Annotated in this window: 3 protein-coding genes; 2 read left to right on the forward strand and 1 reads right to left on the reverse strand. The window is 61.7% G+C overall.

Annotated features, from left to right (window positions below; all coding sequences use genetic code 11):
- Window positions 1-79: 79 nt before the first annotated feature.
- Complete coding sequence (locus tag P9230_RS29890; RefSeq protein ID WP_278121520.1) at window positions 80-3,847, reverse strand: glycosyltransferase; 3,768 nt, start codon at window positions 3,845-3,847, stop codon at window positions 80-82.
- Between the two features lie 1,069 nt (window positions 3,848-4,916).
- On the opposite strand from P9230_RS29890, the gene P9230_RS29895 reads away from it, so the two are divergent.
- Window positions 4,917-5,234, forward strand: coding sequence for a hypothetical protein (locus tag P9230_RS29895; protein WP_095826372.1), 318 nt, complete (start codon window positions 4,917-4,919; stop codon window positions 5,232-5,234).
- A 92-nt stretch (window positions 5,235-5,326) separates the two neighbouring features.
- Window positions 5,327-6,661 (forward strand): DUF4347 domain-containing protein (locus tag P9230_RS29900; RefSeq protein ID WP_127248742.1); only part of this gene is annotated, 1,335 nt, incomplete at its 3' end.

A 6,661-nucleotide genomic window follows, 5' to 3' on the forward strand; every position in this document is an offset into this window, starting at 1 on the left:
GCGATTGGACGCAGTCGCTAAGCGACCTCCCGCTGAACGGCTGGACTCGCCCGAACCCGACCGCACCGCCCTGTGACGCTCATCGAACAAGGCCGACGCCTCCGCGCTTGCGGATCGCCACTAGCCCTCCGAGCAATTTTGCCTGGCTAAGCTCGAAATGGCTGTCGAAGAACCGGATTTCGGCAAACTGATCGGCAAGGTCGCTGATACCGACCGGGTCGATTGATCGGGCCGTGCCGTGCTGTTGGATTTCTCGCAAGATATGCTTGGTGAGTGTGATTTCACCGGCATTTTCGCCTGTTGGCTGCCAGTCGAGGTCTTCGATGAAATACCATCCACCCTCTGCGAGCAGCGGGAAGAATTCGCGCAGCGTCAGTTGCTCGTCGAACGAGGCGTGGCTGCCGTCGTCGATAATCACGTCAAGCGAGCCCGGTTCCAGCTTCGCCGCGACGGAGCGCAGATCCTCCAGCTTGGATTGATCGCAAACGAAAGACTTGAACCTCTCATTGTTGAACTGAGAAAAATCCGTCAGGTCGACACCGATCACCTCGGCGTAAGGAAAATAGGACTGCCAGAGCGCGACCGAGGGCGTCTCGGACTGGTTGCCTTCCGCCGCGATGCGACAGAGGCCGATCTCCAATAGCCTCCGCATGGAAAGTCTCCGGCTCGACAGCAGCCGCTCGTAGACGCGTGCGTAAGCATGCCGGTTGCCGGTATGGCGGTTCTTGTCGGTGTTGAAGCGATCAGCAAGATCGATGAGTGTGGGAAAGCTCCGCAGCGGCTCGACCAGCAAGGAGATGAGCGGCGCTCCTTCCCCGCCCGAGCGAGCCTCATTTCGTGCCGTCCACAGGTGTGTTCCGAAGACACGCTCATCATTCAGGTAGACAGCCACATCGGCGAGTGGCTTTTCGAACTCGCCTATCTCGGTCCAATCGATCGCGTTAAAGAACATTGGCCCGAAGACCCAATCGCGCAGCTCGGCGCCTTGATCCGAAGCGATGTAGTCGGAGAGCAGTTTCGGGCCGATCTCGCCGAACCCCTTGCCGCTTGCACCGAAGAAGCGCTCGATTGACATCTCGTAGAGCGCTCTCAAATGGGGGCTGAAGGCTTCGGCATAGATGACGTTGCCGCAGACGAAGTGGCCTTGGTGCCCGCCGCGCCATTGCAGATTGAAAAAGTAATCGCCGCGGAACGGAAACGGTCGCAGCATGACCACGTCGCAATCCATCCACAACCCGCCATGTTCGTAAAGCACGGCGTAGCGAAAGGCGTCGCTGAAATAGCGGATCTCGGAGCCGGCGACCATTCGCTCGAACAAGCTGCGCGGCATCACGTCATCCGCGGCGCGTACCTCGACGCCGAGCGGCACGAGGAATTGAAGCTTGTTCGGCGAGTAGCTCCAGACCCTCACGGGATGGCCTGCGGCGCGCATCGACGTGGTGGCGGCAATCAAGGTCAGATGCTTCGCAGTGTCGGAAAGCACCTCGTAAAAGCAGTGGATCTGAGGCAGCGCGGCATCTCCCCTGTCCAGGAAGGGGGCTATCCGGCTATCGAACGCCCAGGATTGATCGCGACGCTCATGCGGCGAGTCTGCGAAGCGAAGGAACGGCGCCAGCTCGAGCAGGACCTCCTCTGTGCCTTTCGCATTGCCGGAGAGGACAATCCTGCTCGCCTCCTTCGGGAGTCCGCTGTCAGGCCGGGTTTGTTGATGGAGGTCGCCGGGTTCTTTGCGCTGCTGAGCCGCCGCAATTTGTATGGTCGCACCCTCCGCCGACGTCGTCGCAAGTGAGCTCCAATATGCCTCGCTTGCGAACAAATAGTCGGTCCTCTCCAGCAGCGAGCTTACCTCCGAGGCATCGACGGCGGCGATCCACGCTTCGCTCTCGGCGACGCCGTACGAAATCAGCAGGCGCTCGTCTTTTGGGTGCCAGGCTAGGCCGGCGGCAAATTCACCCCCCTTTTCATTGAAGAAGAACGGCCGGCTGATCTTTGCCAAGCAACCTGTTTCGTCCAACCAGACGAAGCGGTGCTGGCAGTATGGCTGAGCCCCGTCCGGCCTTGCCCGCGTCTCGTGCGCGAGTGTCAGCCATCCGCCTTCGAAGGCAATCGCCTGGGTGCCTCCCTTGAGCTGGTCGGCAGCGACGGAAGACGGCTTTTCCGATATCGTCTGCCCTTGATCGCCGACAATGCGGATGGAATCACCCACAGAAACGAACTGCAGCCGCTCCCGGTCGGTGCCGATGCCAGCCGGCTTGACGAGGGGGAGCCAGTTGTTGCCGTTCACCTTCGCACCGATCGGCCGGAGCACGCGCCAGTCGGTCATCCGGTATGGTGCAGGCCCGCCATGGTCGATGCGCGCGATGACTGGTTCGCCTTCTGCGGCCGACGCGCGCATATAGGCGCTGCTCCACAATTGCCCCTCCCAGGCAAACGGACGCATGGCCTCGAGGCCGCAGCCGTAAGCAGGTCGCGGCAAGTCGGTCGGCTGTGAAATCTCGTCGGCCGACGCGATCCCGAATTCGCTGTCGATGCGCAGCAAGAAATTGCGTGTGTGCACCGCCGCTCGATCCGGCGCTCGAGCCCGGAGGTTCTCTTCCGCCTCCGCCAAGGTGATGGCCCCCTGCAGCACTACGATCTGGTTGTCCCAGCGAGCCACGGAGGGGTTTGAGAGCCGATAGCCGTCGGGCGGCACGAAGCCGACCGGTTGAGCAGTGAACGATGGCATCATCGTCTTGGCGGGCTCGATGTAGAAGAACAGGTTGGAGCGCGCCAGATCGCGGGAACCGTCGGCGATGCTGCGGCTCAGCGCCAGCCAATTGCACACTGCGAACCCGCGGTCCTTGCGCAATGGATCGCTGGCGTAGTTTGCCGCGATCGCGTATTCCTCGCGAAGGCCCGTCGTGTAGATGAAATCCTCGAGAAACAGGATGTCTTGCTCCGGTTTCCTGATCGCCAGACCGGCTTCCGAAAACAGCACGCTGGCGTCATTCATCCCCTTCTCGCGATGGAACCGCGCGAGGTCGTAGAGGGGTTCGGTACGTTGCGGGCGCTGATTGAAGGCAGCAAGCGCCTGGCGAATGAAGCCTGCGTCGTCCCCGAGCTTTCTTAGGCAGCGCGCCTCCTGCAGCCGGGCGTTCCATGCTTCCTCGTCCCAGCCGCCCATCGCCGCGCGTTTGGCGTAGGCCACCGCCGCCTCGGCCGTGCGTCCGGCGTCGCGGTAGGACTGCGCCAGGTAAAACCAGTATCGGTGGTTCTCCGGGTCTTTCTCCAGCGCCTCCAGCAGGAGCTTGATGTCGCGATCGAACTTGTCGACGCGGTTCGATCCGGTGGCGTGGTCCTTGTACCAAACGCCCTGCAGTTCCTTCACGTCGCCGGGAACGTCGAGATATTCATGCGTCACGCCACGGTAGCGGGCGCCGGTATCGCGCCTGACGATGCGGGTGTTCCAATAGGCGAGGTCGGAACCGGAGCGCTGGAGCAGCCGATAGCCGGGACAGTCGAGCTGCGCCCTGAAGCCCGCGTCCTCGACGACCAACTCCATGTCGGCGTCGTCAAAAAGCAGATAATCATAGACGAGCGGCGAAGCATACGCATGATCGAGCGCGGCGTTGCGGGCCTGCTCGAAATTTTCGAAAGGGAACTGATGCAACTCGCCGGGCAGGTCGCGATCGGCGAAGAAAGCCCTGATGTAATCCTGGGTCCCGTCGGTCGACCCGGTGTCGCCGATGACCCAGCAGTCGATGTGGTCGACAACCGCCCCCAGACAGCGCTGCAGGTTCGCCATCTCGTTCTTGACGATCATGTTCAGGCAAAGTCGCTTGCCAGTGGTCATCCGTGAAATTGCCATCTCTCGCTCTGACGTTGCGCGACGTTCAAGCAATGCCATTCTCTGCGTGCCGCGGATGAATTCGCGGAGCCGTCTCGAAGCTCCTATTGTCTACTTGTCCCGCCACCGGAGCGGCCAAGGTCCTCAGACGATCTCCGCTCACTTCACCGCCATTTGCCGAGCGACGTCAAGATCGACGAAGCGGTGCTTGGCGTCGACCCCATCGCCACCCCGAAATGGGATAGCGGGAGCTCGATCCCGATCACGTTTCTGGGTTTGACGCAAGTTCCCGGGTGAGGGTTAAGGTATGGATTTCAAAAATATTTTCTAGAGTTGCGGTTTGTAATATTTCCCGACCTAATACTTTCGAGGTAGGCCGGTTTAGTCGCTTCCATAGTTTACAGATCGCTAATTTTCAAATTTACTAATTTGCTGCTGTGAGGGGGGGCCCACAGGTCGTGGGTAGCTGGCATTCTGCGGAAGTCGTAGGGGAGTCAAGCCAGAGGGTTCCGGAGTAGCAAGGCCAAAGTCGCGGACGACTAAGGCACGTGCGTTGGTGAGCGCGCGGCCGAGTGAGCGTTTGTCTTTTTTGTTCGGGTCGAACGGGTTTTTCCACTCCGGAGCTCTCTCGCGAGTTTTCGCCAAGAGATCGGCGTCGGCTGTGACGGGAGTGGATCGTGTATCACGTGATATCACGTGCGTTTCCCAGGGAGTTTGAAGCCCGCCGCTTCGACAAACTTCAAACCTATCCGCAACTGAGCGGCGCAGCCCGTGCCCATCTATGCGCCGGCGGGAAATTTGTTGCTGCAAGGTGCGGCGGATTGGCTCCCGTGCCCCGCATCCAAACCAAATCTCAACAGAGCTGTTCAAACCGAGGCCGTCGGCGAACGGCGCCGTCTGCGACTTGTTGCCGGCCGATCGGACCAGGAGTCGTCTGGAGCAAAGGCTGCAGCCCATCACGTCTTCGCGCGCGAGCTTTCGTGCGGCCTTGCGGCCAAGCCCGTCGGGTCGGGGGCAGCACTGCGGTGATTGAAAATCAAGTGTCAAGCAGGAGAAGCCGCGGCATCAGCCGCCGCTAATCGGGGAGTGCATGATGACCTACGCAACTTCGTCTACTGCAATGGACGTGACCGTTAGGGGCGTTTTGCCCATCGGCGACGCGACCGAGCATATAACCTATTTCATTCTGGATGCCGCCAAGAACGCGATCGTCGGCCAGGTCATTCTTCCCGCCGCCGTCAAGCGAAGCCACGCTGTCGCAATAACCGTGAAGGTTCCGAGCACCGCCGGCTCTCTCGCGATCGGGACATTTGACGATGGCGGGAATTTCCAAGCCTCCGGTTTCCTCCGCGTGGAGGCCCCCCTCGTTGGCCGCCCAAGCGGCGCCGTCGGGCCGTCCGGAAGATGACCGCGGCCAAGCGCCGTTTCCGCGCCGCTCGCCGACTAAGCCGGTGGGCGGTTTCCCTTTTGAAATGAATTGGAAGCGAACAGGAGCCAGTCATGGCCCGTGCCTCTGAAATTCTCTTTGTGGATCCTTCGATCTCCGATCTCGAGACTGTTCTGAGCAACGTCCGGCCGGGGGTCCAGGCTATCCTGCTCGATGGCCGTCAAGCGCCGGCGGCGCAGATGGCTGCGGCGCTGAGAGGGCACGAAGAGCTCCGCGCGGTCCACATCATCGCGCATGGCGCGCCGGGTCGGGTTAATTTCGCTTCAGGAGAATGGTCGGTCGGGACGTTGAAGGGCGCGGCTGAGGAATTCGCCGCAATCGGCAGGGCGCTCGCTGCGGACGGCGAACTGCGGCTATGGAGCTGCGAGACGGCGCTGGGAAGGGCAGGCGATGCGTTCGTCGACGCTTTGGAAGCGGCCGTCGGCGTGGATGTCTGCGCGTCCAGTTCGCTTGTCGGTGCGGCAGTCCTGGGCGGTGCTTGGGAACTACCCGCACGTGCGGGCGCGTCGGCGCCCCTGCCGCCGCTGACCCCAGTTGGCGTAGCAAGTTACATCGGGCTCCTGGTGGCGGGTAATCTGACGCTTACCGGCACTGTAGCCGATGGCAACAGTAAAAGCATAAATACGTTTTATCTCATTGATACTACTGCCAATCCAGATACCATTGTTGGAAGTTTCGTTCTTCCTCAGTCGAACAATGGCGTGGCGTTCAATTTTGCAATAACTATTACAGTACCTGATACAACCCATACTTATCAAATTTACACCAGCGGCTTCGAGCTATACGGTACGCTAACGCCTGCCGCCGGTAATACTTACAATTTTGCGACCGACGCTGGTAACAATGGTGACAATGGCGATACATTCAATGGGGGCAGTCTCGCCGTCACGAGTCAAGTAGGCCCGACCGGCCCGGCTGGCGCGACCGGCCCCACGGGTGCGACCGGCGCCACGGGCGCGGGTGCAACGGGCGCGACCGGCGCCACCGGAGCAACAGGCGCGACGGGCGCAACCGGCGCGGGTGCGACGGGCGCCACAGGTGCGACCGGTGCAACGGGCGCCACCGGCGATACCGGAGCTTCGGGTGCGACCGGCGCTACTGGTGCGACTGGAGCAACCGGCGCAACCGGCGCTACAGGTGCGACTGGCGCTACGGGTGATACCGGAGCAACGGGCTCGACTGGAGCGGCCGGCGCTACAGGTGGGACCGGCGCTACGGGTGCGACCGGCGCCACCGGCGATACCGGAGCAACAGGCGCCACCGGCTCGACCGGCGCGACGGGAGCAACCGGCGCCACAGGCGCGACCGGCTCCACGGGTGATACCGGAGCAACGGGCGCCACCGGCTCGACAGGTGCAACTGGAGCGACAGGCGCTACCGGCGATACC

Source organism: Mesorhizobium sp. WSM4887, from assembly GCF_029625865.1.
Lineage (GTDB): Bacteria > Pseudomonadota > Alphaproteobacteria > Rhizobiales > Rhizobiaceae > Mesorhizobium.